The 13,481-nt window shown below is 68.1% G+C and carries 17 protein-coding genes; 6 read left to right on the forward strand and 11 right to left on the reverse strand.

From position 1 onward, the window contains the following. From Q0632_RS07355 to Q0632_RS07370, 4 genes are all read left to right on the forward strand, one after another. Window positions 1-1,998 (forward strand): AAA family ATPase (locus tag Q0632_RS07355; protein WP_298926523.1); only part of this gene is annotated, 1,998 nt, incomplete at its 5' end. A gap of 13 nt (window positions 1,999-2,011) precedes the next feature. Further along, a complete protein-coding gene (locus tag Q0632_RS07360) occupies window positions 2,012-2,296 on the forward strand; it encodes a hypothetical protein (protein WP_298926526.1) in 285 nt (94 codons plus the stop codon). A gap of 5 nt (window positions 2,297-2,301) precedes the next feature. Next, window positions 2,302-2,505, forward strand: a complete 204-nt coding sequence (locus tag Q0632_RS07365) for a hypothetical protein (protein WP_298926529.1) — start codon at window positions 2,302-2,304, stop codon at window positions 2,503-2,505. After that, the gene (locus tag Q0632_RS07370) at window positions 2,498-3,235 is read left to right on the forward strand and encodes an ABC transporter substrate-binding protein (RefSeq protein WP_298926532.1); all 738 of its coding nucleotides are present in this window, start codon (window positions 2,498-2,500) and stop codon (window positions 3,233-3,235) included. The genes Q0632_RS07365 and Q0632_RS07370 overlap by 8 nt, the downstream gene beginning before the upstream one ends. A 9-nt stretch (window positions 3,236-3,244) precedes the next feature. On the opposite strand, the gene Q0632_RS07375 is transcribed toward Q0632_RS07370, so the two are convergent. From Q0632_RS07375 to Q0632_RS07390, 4 genes are all read right to left on the reverse strand, one after another. Beyond that, window positions 3,245-3,835 (reverse strand): CBS domain-containing protein, encoded by a 591-nt coding sequence (locus tag Q0632_RS07375; RefSeq protein WP_298926535.1) that lies wholly within the window; start codon window positions 3,833-3,835, stop codon window positions 3,245-3,247. 24 nt (window positions 3,836-3,859) lie between these two features. Beyond that, on the reverse strand, window positions 3,860-4,306 hold the full coding sequence (locus Q0632_RS07380) for a response regulator (protein WP_298926537.1): 447 nt from the start codon (window positions 4,304-4,306) through the stop codon (window positions 3,860-3,862). Between the two features lie 93 nt (window positions 4,307-4,399). Next, window positions 4,400-5,182, reverse strand: coding sequence for an SDR family oxidoreductase (locus Q0632_RS07385; RefSeq protein ID WP_298926540.1), 783 nt, complete (start codon window positions 5,180-5,182; stop codon window positions 4,400-4,402). 42 nt (window positions 5,183-5,224) lie between these two features. Then, window positions 5,225-5,689 carry a J domain-containing protein gene (locus tag Q0632_RS07390; protein WP_298926543.1) on the reverse strand — a complete coding sequence of 155 codons (465 nt, stop codon included), beginning with the start codon at window positions 5,687-5,689 and terminating at the stop codon, window positions 5,225-5,227. 237 nt (window positions 5,690-5,926) lie between these two features. Here Q0632_RS07390 and Q0632_RS07395 point away from each other — a divergent pair, with 237 nt between their 5' ends. Further along, window positions 5,927-6,334, forward strand: a complete 408-nt coding sequence (locus Q0632_RS07395; protein WP_298926546.1) for a hypothetical protein — start codon at window positions 5,927-5,929, stop codon at window positions 6,332-6,334. Window positions 6,335-6,368: 34 nt separating this feature from the next. Here Q0632_RS07395 and Q0632_RS07400 read toward each other — a convergent pair whose 3' ends face one another. From Q0632_RS07400 to hutU, 7 genes are all read right to left on the reverse strand, one after another. Continuing rightward, window positions 6,369-6,554 (reverse strand): hypothetical protein, encoded by a 186-nt coding sequence (locus Q0632_RS07400; protein ID WP_298926549.1) that lies wholly within the window; start codon window positions 6,552-6,554, stop codon window positions 6,369-6,371. Then, the gene (locus Q0632_RS07405; protein ID WP_298926554.1) at window positions 6,551-6,733 is read right to left on the reverse strand and encodes a hypothetical protein; all 183 of its coding nucleotides are present in this window, start codon (window positions 6,731-6,733) and stop codon (window positions 6,551-6,553) included. The genes Q0632_RS07400 and Q0632_RS07405 overlap by 4 nt, the downstream gene beginning before the upstream one ends. A gap of 83 nt (window positions 6,734-6,816) precedes the next feature. Then, complete coding sequence (locus tag Q0632_RS07410) at window positions 6,817-7,602, reverse strand: ABC transporter ATP-binding protein (RefSeq protein ID WP_298926557.1); 786 nt, start codon at window positions 7,600-7,602, stop codon at window positions 6,817-6,819. A gap of 7 nt (window positions 7,603-7,609) precedes the next feature. Further along, window positions 7,610-8,389, reverse strand: a complete 780-nt coding sequence (locus Q0632_RS07415) for an ABC transporter permease (RefSeq protein ID WP_298926560.1) — start codon at window positions 8,387-8,389, stop codon at window positions 7,610-7,612. A 40-nt stretch (window positions 8,390-8,429) separates the two neighbouring features. After that, on the reverse strand, window positions 8,430-9,374 hold the full coding sequence (locus tag Q0632_RS07420; RefSeq protein ID WP_298926563.1) for an ABC transporter substrate-binding protein: 945 nt from the start codon (window positions 9,372-9,374) through the stop codon (window positions 8,430-8,432). A 41-nt stretch (window positions 9,375-9,415) separates the two neighbouring features. Then, window positions 9,416-10,957 carry a histidine ammonia-lyase gene (gene hutH / locus Q0632_RS07425; RefSeq protein WP_298926566.1) on the reverse strand — a complete coding sequence of 514 codons (1,542 nt, stop codon included), beginning with the start codon at window positions 10,955-10,957 and terminating at the stop codon, window positions 9,416-9,418. Beyond that, window positions 10,954-12,675: a urocanate hydratase gene (gene hutU, locus Q0632_RS07430; RefSeq protein ID WP_298926569.1), complete on the reverse strand. Its 1,722-nt coding sequence runs from the start codon at window positions 12,673-12,675 to the stop codon at window positions 10,954-10,956. The genes hutH and hutU overlap by 4 nt, the downstream gene beginning before the upstream one ends. 75 nt (window positions 12,676-12,750) lie before the next feature. Between hutU and hutC the strand changes: the two genes are divergently transcribed. Next, window positions 12,751-13,473 carry a histidine utilization repressor gene (hutC, locus tag Q0632_RS07435; protein WP_298926572.1) on the forward strand — a complete coding sequence of 241 codons (723 nt, stop codon included), beginning with the start codon at window positions 12,751-12,753 and terminating at the stop codon, window positions 13,471-13,473. Window positions 13,474-13,481: the final 8 nt, after the last annotated feature.

Below are 13,481 nucleotides of genomic sequence, written 5' to 3' on the forward strand. Positions count from 1 at the left end.
GGCAAGACCGCCATCGTCGAAGGCCTGGCCCAGCGCATCGTCGCCGGCGAGGTGCCCGAGTCGCTGAAGAACAAGCGCGTGCTGTCGCTGGACATGGCGTCCCTGCTGGCCGGCGCCAAGTTCCGCGGCGAGTTCGAGGAGCGCCTCAAGACCGTGCTGAGCGAGCTGGCCAAGGACGAGGGCCAGACCATCGTCTTCATCGACGAGCTGCACACCATGGTGGGCGCCGGCAAGGGCGAGGGCGCAATGGACGCCGGCAACATGCTCAAGCCGGCGCTGGCGCGCGGCGAACTGCACTGCGTGGGCGCCACCACCCTGGACGAGTACCGCAAGTACATCGAGAAGGACGCCGCGCTGGAGCGCCGCTTCCAGAAGATCCTGGTGGGCGAGCCCAGCGTGGAAGCCACCATCGCCATCCTGCGCGGCCTGCAGGAAAAGTACGAGGTCCACCACGGGGTGGAGATCACCGACCCGGCCATCGTCGCCGCGGCCGAACTCTCGCACCGCTACATCACCGACCGCTTCCTGCCGGACAAGGCCATCGACCTGATCGACGAGGCCGCCTCCAAGATCAAGATCGAGCTCGATTCCAAGCCCGAGGTCATGGACAAGCTCGACCGCCGTCTGATCCAGCTGCAGATCGAGCGTGAGGCCGTCAAGCGCGAGAAGGACGAGGCGTCGATGAAGCGCTTCGACCTGATCGAGGAAGAGATCGTCCGGCTGAAAAAGGAGATCGCCGACTACGAGGACCTCTGGCGCGCCGAGAAGGCCCAGGCCCAGGGCTCGGCCCAGGTCAAGGAGGAGATCGACCGCCTGCGCCACCAGATCGAGGAGTTCACCCGCAAGGGCGACTTCAACAAGGTCGCCGAGCTGCAGTACGGCAAGCTGCCCGAGCTGGAAAAGAAGCTCAAGGATGCCCAGGCCAAGGAAAGCGGCAAGGCCGTCAGCGGCCAGCCGCAGCTGCTGCGCACCATGGTCGGCGCCGAGGAGATCGCCGAGGTGGTGGCGCGCGCCACCGGCATCCCGGTGGCCAAGCTGATGCAGGGCGAGCGTGACAAGCTGCTGCAGATGGAAGGCAAGCTGCACGGCCGCGTGATCGGCCAGGAAGAGGCCATCAGTGCCGTGTCCAATGCCATCCGCCGCTCGCGCTCGGGCCTGTCGGATCCGAACCGGCCGACCGGCTCCTTCCTGTTCCTGGGCCCCACCGGCGTGGGCAAGACCGAGCTGTGCAAGGCCCTGGCCAACTTCCTGTTCGACAGCGAGGACCACCTGGTGCGCATCGACATGAGCGAGTTCATGGAGAAGCACTCGGTGGCCCGCCTGATCGGCGCGCCGCCCGGCTACGTGGGCTACGAGGAAGGCGGCTACCTGACCGAGGCCGTGCGCCGCAAGCCCTACAGCGTGCTGCTGCTCGACGAGGTCGAGAAGGCCCATCCGGACGTCTTCAACGTGCTCTTGCAGGTGCTCGACGACGGCCGCCTGACCGATGGCCAGGGCCGGACCGTGGACTTCAAGAACACGGTGATCGTCATGACCAGCAACATTGGCTCGCACCGCATCCAGGCGCTGGCCGGCCAGCCGGCCGACGAGATCAAGGAAGCCGTGTGGGAGGAGCTCAAAGGCCACTTCCGGCCCGAGTTCCTCAACCGCATCGACGAGACCGTGGTCTTCCACGGCCTGGACGCGCGCCACATCGAGAAGATCGCCGCCATCCAGCTGCGCATCCTGGAGCAGCGCCTGGCCAAGATGGACCTGATGCTGCAGGTGTCGCCGGCGGCGCTGGAGGAACTGGCCAAGGTCGGCTTCGACCCGGTGTTCGGCGCCCGCCCTCTCAAGCGCGCCATCCAGCAGCGCATCGAAAACCCGCTGTCCAGGCTGATCCTGGAAGGGCGCTTCCCGCCCAAGAGCGTCATTCCGGTGGACGTCGATCCGGTGCGCGAGCCCGGCGTCTTCCACTTCGGCAATGCCCTGCCGGTGGCCCAGGACAGCGCGGCTTGATTAAGATGGCCGCATGCAGACCCTGCTGAACCTTTTTTTGCGCCTGGTGCTGTTGGCGGCCGGCCTGGTCTTCGCCGCCAGCCTGCTGGTGGCCGTGATGGGCCTGCTCGCAATCTGGGGCCTGCGCTACGGCTGGGCCCGCCTGGCGGGCCGGCCCATCACGCCTTTCGTTTTCCGCATGGATCCGCGCGCCGGTTTCGAGCGGGTCTGGCAGGCCGGGCAGGGCGGCGCTGTGCCGCCAGCCTCGCGTGAGATCGCCGACGTCACCGACGTGGTGGCCAAAGAGCCGCGCGGCTGAGCCTGATGGAAGAACGCCGCAAGCTGCGCGTCGGCCAGCCCATCACGCCCGAAGAGTTCGACCAGCTGAGCGACGCCCAGCTCGAGCGCCTGGTGCCCAAGGCCCACCGGGAGTTCTTCCCCGGCAAGGATGACTGCGCCGACGGCCATTTCTACCTGCACGACGGCACCGCCTGGTGCTTCTACAAGGGGGACTTCCTCGATGGCTGAAGCCAGCGCCGCCCTGTCCCGCGAGTTCGCCCCAACCGGCACGCTGCGCGCCTCCATCAACCTGGGCAACCCGGTGCTGGCCCACAGCCACACCGCCGCCGAGAAGCCCGCCGGTGTCACCCTGGACCTGTCACGCGAGTTCGCGCGTGCGCTGGGCGTACCAGTGAGCTTCCTGCTGTTCGACGGCGCTGCCAAGTCGGTCGCGGCGCTGGCCAGCGGCCAGGCCGACATCGGCTTCATGGCGATCGACCCGCAACGGGCCGAGACCACCCATTTCACGCCGGCCTACGTGCAGATCGAAGGTGTCTACCTGGTGGCGCAGGACTCGCCGATCCGCAGCAATGAGGAAGTCGACCACGCCGGCATCCGCATCGTGGTGGGCCAGGGCAGCGCCTACGGCCTGTACCTGGCCCGCAACATCCACAAGGCCAGCCTGGTGCAGGTGCCGACCTCCGAGGAAGTGGTCGATGCCATGCTGCAAGGCGGCCTGGAAGTGGCCGCCGGCGTGCGCCAGCAAATGGAGGCCGACGCGCAGCGCGTGGGCAGCGGTGTGCGCCTGCTGGATGGCCGCTTCATGGTCATCCGCCAGGCCATGGCCATGCCCAAGGGGCGCAGCGCCGAGGCGGCGGCCTTCCTCGACGCCTTTGTCGCGCGGATGAAGAGCACGGGTGTCGTGGCCCAGGCCCTGGAGCGCCACGGCATCCTGGGCGCGCAGGTCGCCCAGGACTGACGCCGGCCCTCAGTGGGCGACCAGGGCGGCCTCGATCTCGGCAAAGGAGCTGGCGGCTTCGGGCAACTGCAGCGGCAGGCCCAACTGGCGGGCGATCTGCGAGAGTGAGAAGATGCCCCGCACCAGGGATTGGCCGGCCGCGTCGGGCTGTGTCACCAGCGCATGCTGGCGGCCCGCCTCCACCAGGCGCGCCACCACGTTGCCCACCCGCGCCGCCTGCACCGACTTGAATTCGAAGGCGTCCAGCCGCGCCGCCGCCGTCATCACGTCAGCCACCAGGATGTCGGCGTGGCGGATGCGCCGCTCGTGCACCAGGTGCATGGGTTTTTCGCCCAGGATGTCGCTGGCGCTGAGCAGGCCGGCGACCCGGCCCTGCGCATCGAGCACCAGCAGCATGCGCACGCCGCGCTGCACCATGGTCTCGTGCGCCGCCTCCATGCCAGCCTGGGGCTGGGTGACGACCGCCGCGACCTGGGTCAGGTCGGTCATCACCACCGTGGCGGGCGAGTCCATCGTCACCTGCGCCGCCGAGGCGTCGGGCATGCACAGGCGTGCCATGCCCAGGAAAGGCCGGGTGGCCAGTGCGGTGTATCCGTTCATGCTGAGCTCCTTGGTCAGGACGCTTCAGACGCGCGACTCGCGGTTCTGCTCGTTGACGTTGAGCCAGAACTCGAAGATGCCGCGCATCTTGCGCTCAAACTCCGCCGGGTCGGCGGTCTTGCGCACGATGCTGTTGGCGCCGGCTTCGTAGCAGCTGCGCAGCACGGCCTGGTCGTCGGTGCCCGACACCACCACCACCGGCACATTGCGCGTGGGCTGTGCGGCGCGCATCTGCCGCAGCACTTCCAGGCCGTCAAGCGCGACCAGCTTGAGGTCCAGCAGCACCAGCCGCGGCTGGGCGGTGGTGTCGCGGCCGGCGTAGGGGCCCTTGGCGTGCAGCCAGTCCAGGGCTTCGGTGCCGTCGTACAGGCACAGCACCGTCTGCTGGCCGCAAGCCTTCAGGGCTTCGCTGGCCAGTTCGCAATAGTCGGGGTCGTCGTCGACCACCAGGACATCGGTCTTGTTGGACATGGGAAATGCGTTTTCTCAGCCCCCGTTATACGCCCGGCGCGCCCGGTCCGCTGGAGCGGGCCTGGGAGTCTCCCCAAGCTTGGGGGGAGGGGTTCAGCCGGCGCCGGCGGCGTGGCGGGCGTGGAGCTTTTGCATGCCGCCGAGCCAGCGCTCGGGGTCCTGCGCCTTTTTCAGCACGTACTGCGCCACCTCGGGATGGGGCAGGACCAGGAAGCGGCCGTCCTGCATGGCGTCGGTCACGTCGGCGGCCACCTGCTCGGGCGTCAGCACGCCGTCCTGGCTGGCCGAGCTGCCGCCCTCGCTGCGGGTCATGGCGGTCTGGACCGATTGCGGGCACAGGCAGGCCACCAGCAGGCCGCGCCGGCCATAGGCGATGCGCAGCCATTCGGCAAAGCCCACGGCCGCGTGCTTGGTCACGCCATAGGGCGCGCTCTCGACGATGTTGAGCAGGCCGGCCGCCGAGGCCGTGACCAGGAAGTAGCCCTCCCCACGCTCGAGCATCTGCGGCAGCACGGCCCGGGCGGCCCAGACATGGGCCATGGCGTGGATCTGCCACATCCGCTCCCACAGCGTGTCCTCCAGCTCGATGCCGCCCTTGCGGCCCAGGATGCCGGCGTTGGACAGGTAGGCATCGATGCGGCCGAAGCGCTGCAAGCTGGCCTGCACCAGGGCCTGGATGGAGGCCTCTCTGCTGACGTCGCATTGCATGGCGACGGCCGCGGCGCCGATGTCCGCCGCCACCGCCTGCGCGCCCGCCAGGTCCAGATCGGCCACCACGACGGCTCTGGCGCCGTCGGCGGCCAGGCGGCGCGCCAGGCCGGCACCGATGCCGCTGGCGCCGCCCGTGACGATGGCGACTTTTCCTTGGATGTCCATGGGCTGCTTTCCGAAACGGCCGCCAGTATCGGCGGCGCCGGCTCAGCGGGTTGCCGCCTGGGCGACAGGCGCCATGCGCTCCGGCGCCAGTGCAGGCGCGGCACGCGCGCCGTGCATGGGTGCGATCACCCGCGGCCCACTGGTCTTGTAGAGCACGGTGGCCACAGACAGCAGGGCGAAGGCAATGGTGGCGCACAGCAGGGCCCAGGGCCAGGTCGCGCCCAGGCCGGCGCTGGCCTGGGCCAGCTCGCGTGCTGTGCGCTGCGCTTCGATCCGCGCGGCGCGCGCCTGCATCCAGCGGTCGTAGCTGGCGCGCCTCTGGGGATGCGACAGCACGGCGTAGGCCTCGTTGATCTGCGCCATCCGCTGCTGCGCGGCGGCGCCGTCCGGCTGGCGGTCGGGATGGTATTTCTGGGCCTGGCGGCGGTAGGCCAGCCGCACCGCATCCGGGGCAGCCTGCGGCGCCACGCTCAGCGTGTCGTAGTGCGTTGGTCCGCTCGCGCCCATGCCTGTCTGTCCGTGTTTCCTCTTGAATTGGTCCCTGGCCCCCGTCGAATGGACTGGAGCTGCTATTGAAAGTGTAGCGATTTGGAGCGCCGCAGGCCATGCAGGAGGGCTGCTGTGGCGGCTAAAGCGTGCGTTCTTACAACAGTCCGCGCGCTCCGTCCTACGCCACCCCCGCCAGCGCCACCGCAGCATGGCAGGCAGTTTCGCGGACCCAACTTCAACCTGAAAGAGCGCCTCATGCACGCCCAAGCCCACGACATTTTTGCCGACGATCCCGACAGCAACACCGCCGCCGCCATCGATGCGCGCCACCAGGATGCCCACTGGAGCCGCTTTTTCCACCTGGAAAGTTATGCCCGTCCCGGCCTGGATTACGAGGACTATGCCGCCGCCTACTGCGTGGGCTATATCGGCTGCGTTCAGTATGGCGGCTGCTTCGACGATGCCGAAAAATCGCTGGTGTCCAACTGGGTCCGCCTCAAGGGTGATTCGCGCCTGGCCCTGCACGATGCCTTGCCGGCCATGCGGGCGGCCTGGGACCGGGTGTGCGACGAACAAACTGAGGACCATGCCTTGCCCGGCCGGAACCCGCTGGCCGGCCTGGCAACCCAACGGTCGCAGGAGGCAGCGCGCCAGTCGGCCTGAGCGAGCGGCGCAGGCCGGGCCAGATGAGCCCGGCCTAGGCGCTGTGTTCCTGGGGTTTGCCGGCGTCATTGCCGCTGCCTGCGGCTTCTTCCGGTGACGGCTGTGGTTCACCAGGCTGGGGCTGCTGGCGGCGCGTGTGCAGCATGGCTTGCATCGCCGACTCGGCGCCATTGCCGCTTTTGGGTGCGGGTGCCGGCTTCTTAGGGGCGCTGCTGCTCATTGGCCACCTCCGCCGGCCGCATCGTCGGCTTCACCGGTCTGGTGCCGGTGCTGGCGATTTTGCGAGATGAGTTGCTGCATGGCGCTGGCCGCGCCCTCGCCGGAGCGGCCGCCTTCGCTGGCCTGGCCCGGCTGCGGGTCCTGCGCGCCACCGTCTTCGGGTGTGTCTTGTGCGTTCATGGCTCCATTCAAAGCCATGGGCATAGCCTCAGCAGTCAGAACGCTGGCTGGGTTTTTGTAGGAATTTTTCCAATCGCGGGACCTCAGGCGGGTAGCAGGCCAGCCGCTCGCTGGACCTCGATGCGGATGTCCTCGGTCAGCCTGGCCTTGAGGTCCATGAAGACCGGCGTGGTCTTGACCGAGTAGGCGCGCGGATGGGCGATAGGCACGGCGATGTCGCTCTTGATGCGGCCGGGCCGCGCGCTCATCACCACCACCCGGCTGCCCATGAAGATGGCCTCGTCGATGTCGTGGGTGACGAAGAGCACGGTCTTTTGCTCGGCCTCCCAGATGCCTTGCAGCAGTTCCTGCATCAGCTCGCGGGTCTGGTGGTCCAGCGCGCCGAAAGGCTCGTCCATCAGCAGGATGCGCGGGTTGTTGGCCAGGGCCCGGGCCAGGGCCGTGCGTTGCTGCATGCCGCCGGACAACTGCTTGGGAAAGTGGTTTTCGAAACCCTTGAGACCCACCTTGCCGATGAACTGCTGCGCGATGGCCTGCTGCTCGGCCAAGGCCATGCCCTTCTCGCGCAGGCCGAAGCAGACGTTCTGCAGCACGGTCAGCCAGGGAAACAGGGTGTAGCTCTGGAACACCATGCCGCGGTCCGCGCCGGGGCCGGCCACGGGTTGGCCGTCCAGGGCGATGCTGCCGGTGGTCGGCGTGTCCAGGCCGGCCACCATGCGCAGCAGCGTGCTCTTGCCGCAGCCCGAGGGGCCCAGGATGGTGATGAAGTCGTTCTCCTGCACCTGCAGGTCGGTGGCCTGCAGGGCCAGCGTGCCGCCGTTGGCGCCGGCGAAAGTCTTGGAGACGCCCTGGATGTCGAGGATGTTCATCGTCCCATCACCTTCCGAGTTGGGCCCACGGAAAGAGCTTGCGGTTCAAGGCCTTGAAGGCGAAGTCCGTCACCAGGCCGATCAGGCCGATGACGATGATGCCGAAGATGATCTGGTCAGTGGCCAGCAGGGCCTGGCTGTCGGTGATCATGTGGCCGATGCCGCTCGATGCCCCGATCAGCTCCGCCACGATCACATAGGTCCAGGCCCAGCCCAGCACCATGCGCAGGGTCTCGGCGATTTCTGGCGCGGAAGACGGCAGCAGCACGCGCGTGACGATGCCGCGGTCGGCCGCGCCCAGGGTGTAGGCTGCCTCGACCAGGTCGCGCCGCGTGTTGCCCACGCTGACGGCGATCATCAGCACCAGCTGGAAGAAGCTGCCGATGAAGATGACCGAGAGCTTTTGCGCCTCGCCGATGCCGGCCCACAGAATCAGCAGCGGGATGAAGGCGGACGCGGGCAGGTAGCGGGCGAAACTGACGAAGGGCTCGAAGAAGGCTTCGATGGGCTTGTAGGCGCCCATCAGCACGCCCAGAGGTACGGCCAGCACGGCGGCGATGGCAAAGCCGCCGAAGACGCGCCACACCGTCATGCCAATGTCCTTGGCGAAGCCCTGGTTCACCAGCAGGTCGTAGCCGGATCTCACCATGGTCAGCGGGTCGGCCAGGAAGGTCTTGGAGACGAAGCCGCTGAAGGTGGCCGCCGCCCAGGCGGCCACGAACAGCACGAAGAAGGCGATGCCCAGCGCGATGCGCGCGCCGGGTGCCACAGGTTGGAGCGGTTTCATTGGGACTGGATCCCCGCCTTCGCGGGGATGACGCTGCGCGTCACTTGATGAACGAGGTGTCGGCCAGCTTGCTCAGGTCCGGGATGGACTTGATGACGCCGGCTTCCAGCAGCAGTTCGGCCGCTTCCTTGGTGAAGGCGGCGTGCTCGCCGGCAAAGAACTTCTGGTTGGCAGCCTTGTCCTGCCAGCGCAGGAAGCCGGCCGACTTGGCGAAGGCTTCGCCGCTTTGCTTGACGTCGGCGCCCATGATCTCGTAGCTCTTGGCCGGGTCCTTCTTGATCATCTCCACGGCCTCGAAGTAGCTGTCGGCGAGCGCCTTGGCGGCCTTGGGGTTTTCCGACAGGAACTTGGGCGCGCAGCCGAAGGTGTCCATCACCATCGGGTAATCCAGCGTGGTGGCGATGATCTTGCCGGCTTCGGGCTTGGCGCGCACGGCCGACAGGTAGGGCTCATAGGTCATGGCGGCATCGAGGTCGGCCACGCCGGCGATGATGGCGTTGGCGGCGGGCTGCGGCTCCATGGTCGTGATCTTCACGTCCTTGGTCGTCATGCCGTTCTTCTTGAGGATCCAGGCCAGGGCAAAGTAGGGCGAGGTGCCCGGCGCACTGGCGCCTACGGTCTTGCCCTTGAGGTCGCTGATCTTGGCGATGCCGGGCTTGACCACCATGCCGTCGGCGCCGTAGCTCTTGTCCAGCTGGAAGATCTGCGTGGTGGCGACGCCGGCGGCGTTCCAGACGACCCAGGTTTCCACCGTGGTGGCGGCACACTGGATGTCGCCCGAGGCGATGGCCAGGTGGCGGTCCTTCTGCGGAATCTTCTTGATGCTCACGTCAAGGCCGTTCTTCTTGAAGATGCCGGCCTCCTTGGCCAGCGTCAGCGGCGCGAAACCGGTCCAGCCCGAGATGCCCATGGCGACCTTGGTTTCCTGGGCCTGGGCGCCGGCTGCGGCCAGGGCGACGAGAGACAGTGCGAACAGCTTCTTCATGGGATCTCCGGAGGGTTGAGTGGGACCACTGTATGCAGGCTTCATGCCAAGCGCAACGCTTGCAGCTCGGGGACCCTGCTTTCGGTGGCGTGGCCGATGTCGCCCGAGGCCACGAGGTGGTGCACGGCCTCCATGTCGCGGGCCAGGCTGCGGTCTTGCATCATGGCCGGCGACACGCTGCGCACCAGGCGCAGCACGCCCTCGAGCGCCGGGCTGCTGGCCAGCGGCCGCAGGAACTCGATGCCCTGGGCGGCGGCCAGCAGTTCGATGGCGACGACGTGGCCGCTGTTGGACAGCATCTGCGCCAGCCGGCGCGCGGCAAAGGTGGCCATGCTCACATGGTCCTCCTGATTGGCCGAGGTCGGCAGGCTGTCCACACTGGCCGGGTGCGCCAGCGACTTGTTCTCCGAAGCCAGGGCCGCGGCCGTCACATGCACGATCATGAAGCCGGAGTTCAGGCCCGGGTCGGGTGTGAGAAAGGGCGGCAAGCGCGAGACCACGGTGTCCACCAGCATGGCGATGCGGCGCTCGGCGATGGCGCCGATCTCGGCGATGGCCACGGCCAGCGCATCGGCCACCAGGGCCACCGGCTCGGCGTGGAAGTTGCCGCCCGAAACCATCAGGCCATCGAACACCAAGGGGTTGTCGGTGACCGCATTGGCCTCGATCACCAGCACCCGCGCGGCGTAGCGCATCTGGTCCAGGCAGGCGCCCATCACCTGGGGCTGGCAGCGCAGGCAGTACGGGTCCTGCACGCGGTCGTCGTTTTCCAGGTGCGACTTGCGGATGGCGCTGCCCACCGCCAGCGCGCGGTAGGCGGCGGCGCAGTCAATCTGGCCGGGCTGGCCGCGCACGGCATGGATGCGCGCATCGAAGGGCCCGTCGCTGCCGCGCGCCGCGTCCAGTGTCAGCGCGCCGGCGATCACCGCGGCCTCGAACAGGCGGTCGGTCGCCAGCAGGGCGTCGATGGCCAGCGCGGTTGACACCTGGGTGCCGTTGATCAGGGCCAGGCCTTCCTTGGCGCCCAGCGTGATGGCTTGCAGCCCGGCGCGCCGCAGGCCTTCGTCGGCCGCCATGCGTTCGCCTTTGTAAAAGACCTCGCCTTCGCCGATCAGGGGCAGGCACAGATGGGCCAGGGGCGCCAGGTCGCCGGAGGCGCCGACCGAGCCCTGGCAAGGGATGACCGGTGTCAGGCCGGCGTTGTGCAGGCCCAGCAGGGCATCGACCACTTCCTCGCGCACGCCGGAGTAACCGCGCGCCAGGCTGGTGGCCTTGAGCAGCAGGATGAGCCGCACGACACGTTCCGACATGGGCGTGCCCACACCGACGGCATGTGAGCGCAGCAGCTTGAGCTGCAGCACGGCCAGGTCTTTGCGCGCAATGCGCGTGCTGGCCAGCTTGCCAAAGCCGGTGTTGACGCCGTAGACCGGCGCTTCGCCTTCGGTGGCGCCCTTGACCAGGGCGGCGCTGGCACGGATGCCTGCGCGGCAGGCCGCATCCAGCACCACCTGCACTCGCTCGCCCGTCCACAGCTGGCGCAGCTGGGCCAGGGTCAACTGGCCGGGCACAAGGGTCTGTTTCACTTTTTGATCATCGGCAGGTTCAGGCCGTTTTCCTGTGCGGATTCGATGGCGATCTCGTAGCCTGCGTCGGCATGGCGCATGACGCCGGTGGCCGGGTCGTTCCACAGCACGCGCTCGAGCTTGTCCGCAGCCTCCGGTGTGCCGTCGGCCACGATCACCACGCCGGCGTGCTGCGAGTAGCCCATGCCGACGCCGCCGCCGTGGTGCAGGCTGACCCAGGTGGCGCCGCTGGCGGTGTTGAGCAGGGCATTGAGCATGGGCCAGTCGCTGACGGCGTCGCTGCCGTCGCGCATCGCCTCGGTCTCACGGTTGGGCGATGCGACCGAGCCCGAGTCCAGGTGGTCGCGGCCGATGACGATGGGGGCCTTGAGCTCGCCGGACGCGACCATGGCGTTGAAGGCCAGGCCGGCCTTGTGGCGTTCGCCCAGTCCGATCCAGCAGATGCGCGCCGGCAGGCCCTGGTAGCTGATGCGCTCCTGCGCCATGTCCAGCCAGCGGTGCAGGTGCTTGTTCTCGGGGAACAGCTCCTTCATCTTGGCGTCGGTCTTGCGGATGTCTTCGGGGTCGCCCGACAGTGCCACCCAGCGGAAGGGACCGACGCCGCGGCAAAACAGCGGGCGGATGTAGGCCGGCACAAAGCCGGGGTAGGCGAAGGCATCGGTCACGCCGAAATCCTTGGCCACCTGGCGCAGGTTGTTGCCGTAGTCCACCGTGGGCACGCCCATGGCGTGGAAGGCCAGCATGGCCTGCACGTGGACGGCGCAGGACTCGCCTGCGGCCTGTGTCAGCGCCGCATGTTGCGCCGGATCCTTCTGCGCAGCCTGCCATTGCTCGACGCTCCAGCCCGCGGGCAGGTAGCCGTTGATGATGTCGTGGGCCGAGGTCTGGTCGGTGACAAGGTCGGGGCGTGCGATTTTTCCTGATGCTCCGCCAGCCTTCACGCGGCGCACCAGCTCGGGCACGATCTCGGCGGCGTTGCCGCACAGGCCGATGGAGATGGCTTCCTTGCGCGCGGTGTGGAACTGGATGAGTTCCAGCGCCTCGTCCAGGTCCTTGGCCTGCTTGTCCAGGTACCTGGTGCGCAGGCGGAAGTCGATGCGCGACTGCTGGCACTCGATGTTCAGGGAGCAGGCGCCGGCAAAGGTGGCGGCCAGCGGCTGGGCGCCGCCCATGCCGCCCAGACCGGCGGTGAGCACCCAGCGGCCGGCCAGATCGCCGCCGTAGTGCTGGCGTCCCGCTTCCACGAAGGTCTCGTAGGTGCCTTGCACGATGCCCTGGGTGCCGATGTAGATCCAGCTGCCGGCCGTCATCTGGCCGTACATCATCAGGCCGGCGCGGTCCAATTCGTTGAAGTGCTCCCAGTTCGCCCACTTGGGCACCAGGTTGGAGTTGGCGATCAGCACGCGTGGCGCGCCCTCGTGGGTGCGGAACACGCCGACCGGCTTACCCGATTGCACCAGCAGGGTTTCGTCGGGGCGCAGCTTGCGCAAGGAATGGAGGATGGCGTCGAAAGCCGGCCAGCTGCGCGCGGCCTTGCCGATGCCGCCGTAGACCACCAGCTCGTCAGGGTTCTCGGCGACGGCCGGGTCCAGGTTGTTCTGGACCATGCGGTAGGCGGCCTCGATCTGCCAGTTGGCGCAGCTGAGCTGGCTGCCATGCGGAGCCTTCACGGGGCGCGCCTTGCTGTCGAGGAAGGGGGTCTGAGAGAGGTCGGACATGGGCGGCTCCAGGCTGTCGATCTGGCGCAATGTAGTTGTCTATACAACTTGTGTCAACTGGGTTATCCTGATGCCATGGCGGACCTCCGAACCGAGCCCGAGCTGCCTGCTTACGAGCAGGTTAAGGCCTTCATCCGTGCGCGCATCGTTTCGGGCGAGTGGAAGCCCGGCGATGCCGTTCCCAGCGAGGCGGCCCTGGTCCAGCAGTTCGGCGTCAGCCGCATGACGGCCAACCGCGCCCTGCGCGAGCTCTCGGCCGAGGGCCTGGTCGACCGGGTCCAGGGCTCGGGCACGCGGGTGGCCCAGCTGCACCGCATCTCGTCGCGCCTGTCCATCCGCGACATCCACGAGGAGGTGGCCGAGCGCGGCCACCGGCACAGTACGCGCGTGCTGCTGGTGGCGGCGGAGAAGGCCGGCCAGGGGCTGGCCCAGAGCCTGGGTCTTGCGGCCGGCGCCCGCGTCTTCCACAGCGTGCTGGTGCACCTGGAAAACGAGGTCGCCATCCAGTACGAGGACCGCTACGTCAATCCGGCCGCCGCGCCGGACTATCTGGACACCGACTTCAGCCAGACCTCGCCCACGCTGCACCTGCTGCAGCACGCGCCGTTGACGGAAGCAAGTTACTCCATCGAGGCTTGCCTGCCCAGCGCGCAGGAGGCCAGGGAACTGGGCATCAAGCGCAGCGACCCCTGCCTGGTGATGGTGCGGCGCACCGTCAGCGGCGCCCATGTGGCCAGTCTGGCGCGCCTGGTTTATCCGGGCACGCGCTACAGTTTTGCCGGCCAGTTCCAGGCCTGAGGAGACGC

Source organism: uncultured Ramlibacter sp. (genome assembly GCF_936925435.1).
Classification (GTDB): Bacteria; Pseudomonadota; Gammaproteobacteria; order Burkholderiales; family Burkholderiaceae_C; genus Ramlibacter.

Coding starts and splice junctions, on each gene's coding strand:
- Q0632_RS07415 (WP_298926560.1), bottom strand. CDS start 8,389: ATGAAACCGCTCCAACCTGTGGCACCCGGCGCGCGCATCGCGCTGGGC.
- Q0632_RS07380 (WP_298926537.1), bottom strand. CDS start 4,306: ATGTCCAACAAGACCGATGTCCTGGTGGTCGACGACGACCCCGACTAT.
- Q0632_RS07360 (WP_298926526.1), top strand. CDS start 2,012: ATGCAGACCCTGCTGAACCTTTTTTTGCGCCTGGTGCTGTTGGCGGCC.
- Q0632_RS07370 (WP_298926532.1), top strand. CDS start 2,498: ATGGCTGAAGCCAGCGCCGCCCTGTCCCGCGAGTTCGCCCCAACCGGC.
- Q0632_RS07385 (WP_298926540.1), bottom strand. CDS start 5,182: ATGGACATCCAAGGAAAAGTCGCCATCGTCACGGGCGGCGCCAGCGGC.
- Q0632_RS07390 (WP_298926543.1), bottom strand. CDS start 5,689: ATGGGCGCGAGCGGACCAACGCACTACGACACGCTGAGCGTGGCGCCG.
- Q0632_RS07420 (WP_298926563.1), bottom strand. CDS start 9,374: ATGAAGAAGCTGTTCGCACTGTCTCTCGTCGCCCTGGCCGCAGCCGGC.
- Q0632_RS07365 (WP_298926529.1), top strand. CDS start 2,302: ATGGAAGAACGCCGCAAGCTGCGCGTCGGCCAGCCCATCACGCCCGAA.
- Q0632_RS07375 (WP_298926535.1), bottom strand. CDS start 3,835: ATGAACGGATACACCGCACTGGCCACCCGGCCTTTCCTGGGCATGGCA.
- Q0632_RS07395 (WP_298926546.1), top strand. CDS start 5,927: ATGCACGCCCAAGCCCACGACATTTTTGCCGACGATCCCGACAGCAAC.
- hutU (WP_298926569.1), bottom strand. CDS start 12,675: ATGTCCGACCTCTCTCAGACCCCCTTCCTCGACAGCAAGGCGCGCCCC.
- hutC (WP_298926572.1), top strand. CDS start 12,751: ATGGCGGACCTCCGAACCGAGCCCGAGCTGCCTGCTTACGAGCAGGTT.
- Q0632_RS07400 (WP_298926549.1), bottom strand. CDS start 6,554: ATGAGCAGCAGCGCCCCTAAGAAGCCGGCACCCGCACCCAAAAGCGGC.
- Q0632_RS07410 (WP_298926557.1), bottom strand. CDS start 7,602: ATGAACATCCTCGACATCCAGGGCGTCTCCAAGACTTTCGCCGGCGCC.
- Q0632_RS07405 (WP_298926554.1), bottom strand. CDS start 6,733: ATGAACGCACAAGACACACCCGAAGACGGTGGCGCGCAGGACCCGCAG.